General features: G+C 64.1%; 3 protein-coding genes. 1 reads left to right on the top strand and 2 read right to left on the bottom strand.

The window, feature by feature from the left end; all coding sequences use genetic code 11:
* On the top strand, positions 1-1,140 hold a 1,140-nt coding region (locus WEA77_RS11210), incomplete at its 5' end, for a histidinol-phosphate transaminase (protein ID WP_368067968.1).
* A gap of 4 nt (positions 1,141-1,144) precedes the next feature.
* On the opposite strand, the gene WEA77_RS11205 is transcribed toward WEA77_RS11210, so the two are convergent.
* Positions 1,145-1,528 (bottom strand): SUF system Fe-S cluster assembly protein, encoded by a 384-nt coding sequence (locus WEA77_RS11205; RefSeq protein ID WP_368067967.1) that lies wholly within the window; start codon positions 1,526-1,528, stop codon positions 1,145-1,147.
* 8 nt (positions 1,529-1,536) lie between these two features.
* On the bottom strand, positions 1,537-2,528 hold a 992-nt coding region (locus WEA77_RS11200; RefSeq protein WP_368067966.1), incomplete at its 5' end, for a cysteine desulfurase.

Genomic DNA, 2,528 nt, shown 5'->3' with positions numbered 1-2,528 from the left:
CGCCGCGGCATCCTCTCGGGCGGCGCGATCGGCGCGGCCGCAAGCCTGGCTGCCTGCGCCACAAGTTCGCCCGCTGCCCTTGCCGAAGCGAAAGGTGCATTCCCGCCGTCCCCGGCGCTGCCCCTCTTCGGCCCCGCCGAAGGTCAGGCCTTGCTCTCACGCAACGAAAACCCCTACGGCCCGTCACCCTCGGCGCTCTCCGCGATCAGCAAATCCGCTGAAAAGGGCGCCTATTACACCAATGCCGAAGCCGTCCAGAGCCTCATGACGATGATCGCCGAACGCCACGGGGTCGCGCCGGAGCAGGTCGCGGTCACCACAGGTTCGGGCGAAGCGCTGAGCGCCATTGCCCTGATTTATGGTCCTAAAGGCCCCATCGTTGCGCCGCGCCTGTTCTGGGACACGACCTCGCTCTACGCCGCCAATCTTGGCATGGCCAGTATCACGCGTGTTCCGCTCACGGATGGCATGGACATCGACTATGCCGCCATTGAGGCCGCCATTACGCCCGCCACCGGCATGGTGCAGCTGTGCAATCCGAACAATCCGACGGGCCTGACGACGCCGGGCAGTATCATCCGCCCCGCCGTCTCCGCCATGGCGGCGAAGACAACCGTCGTCGTCGACGAGGCCTATATCGAACTGACGCAGGACGAGGCCGCGATCACCTGCGTACCGTTGGTCAGGGAAGGCAAAGACGTTATCATCACTCGCACCTTCTCCAAGATCTACGGCATGGCCGGCATCCGCGTCGGCTATACGATCTCGTCGGCTGAAACCGCCGCGAAAATCCGCGCGACCGTGATGTCCTCCGCGCCCTGTACCTCCACAGCCGCCGCCATCGCCTGCTACAATGACGAGGCTTTCATCACCTATTCCAAAGGCAAGATTGTGCAGGGGCGCCAGATGGTCGAGGCAACCCTCGACACGCTCGGCCTGCCCTATCTCAAGTCCCAGACGAACTTCGTCTATTTCCAGAGCGGCAAGCCGGCCAACGACCTGCAGAAGGCGATGGCCGCCGAGAAGATCTCCATTCGCGGCCAGTACATGGACTATACGCCGTGGAGCCGCGTCTCGATGGGCCAGCTGGAAGATGTGGAACGTTTCTGCCTGGCATTGCCGAGACTGATCGGGGCCTGACGCCTCAGAGCATGTTCAGGGCGAGGCGCGCTTCGTCCGACATGCGGGCGGGCGTCCAGGGCGGATCGAACGTCAGGCGCACTTCGACGTCGGCCACGCCTTCTACCGTCTTGGCGGCGTTCTCGATCCAGCCCGGCATGTCGCCGGCCACCGGACAGCCGGGCGCCGTCAGCGTCATTTCGATATCGACCTTGCGGTCATCATCGATGTCGACCTTGTAGATCAGGCCAAGTTCATAGACATCAACCGGGATTTCAGGGTCGAACACGGTCTTGAACGCCGTAATCAGCTCGTCCGTCATCCGGTCAAGCTCAGCCTGAGGAATCGCTGAACCCGCAGGCGTCTGCGCTGCGTTCATCGTGTCCCGGGAAGCAAGATCGTCGGCCATGAGGCTTCCTATACCAGCATTTTCCGCGCCTTGGCGAGCGCTTCGGCAAAGGCATCCGCCTCCGCTATTGTATTATATAGGGCGAAACTCGCCCGGGCAGTGGCCGAAACGCCGAGATGCTGCATCAGCGGCTGTGCGCAGTGATGCCCGGCGCGGATCGCCACGCCGTAACGGTCCAGGATCTGGGCCAGATCGTGCGGATGAGCGCCCTCAAGGCTGAACGACAGCACAGCGCCCTTGCCCGGTGCATCGCCGTGCACTTTCAGCCCGTTGATGCCGCGCAGGGCGTCGCGGGCGCGTGTGTAGAGCGCGTGTTCATGCCCGGCAACTTCCGCCTTGTCGAACTGACCCAGCCAGCGCAGCGCGGCACCCAAACCAATCGCCTCGAGGATCGGCGGCGTACCCGCCTCGAACTTGTGCGGCGCCGTGTTGTAGGTCACCCGGTCCGTCGCGACGACCTCGATCATCTCGCCGCCGCCCTGGTAAGGCCGCGCGCGGGCAAGCGCGCCCGACGTGCCATAGAGGGCGCCGATGCCGGTCGGCCCGTAAAGCTTGTGGCCAGTGATCACATACCAGTCGCAGCCTATGGCCTGCACATCGAGCGGCAGATGGACCGCCGCCTGGCTGCCATCGATGAGAATTTCAGCGCCCACGGCATGGGCGAGCTGCGTCACCGCCGCCACATCCGTCACAGTACCAAGCACATTGCTCATGTGCGTCAGCGCCACCATCTTCGTCTTCGGCCCGACGGCGGCGCGCACCGCGTCCATGTCCAGCGAGCCATCCTCGTGGATGCCCACCCAGCGCAGCACCGCGCCGTGGCGCTCGCGAAGGAAATGCCAGGGCACGATGTTGGAGTGATGCTCCATGATCGTCAGCACGATTTCGTCGCCCGGCTCGATGCGTGCGCCGAGCGCCGCTGCGACAAGGTTGATGCCTTCGGTGGAGCCCTTGGTGAAGATCACATTGTCTGTAGACGGCGCATTGAGGAAAGCCCGCA

This window comes from Hyphomonas sp., assembly GCF_040882205.1.
Lineage (GTDB): Bacteria > Pseudomonadota > Alphaproteobacteria > Caulobacterales > Hyphomonadaceae > Hyphomonas.
The sequence above is the reverse complement of the archived record's forward strand: the minus strand, read 5'-3'. Positions and strand labels throughout refer to the sequence as shown.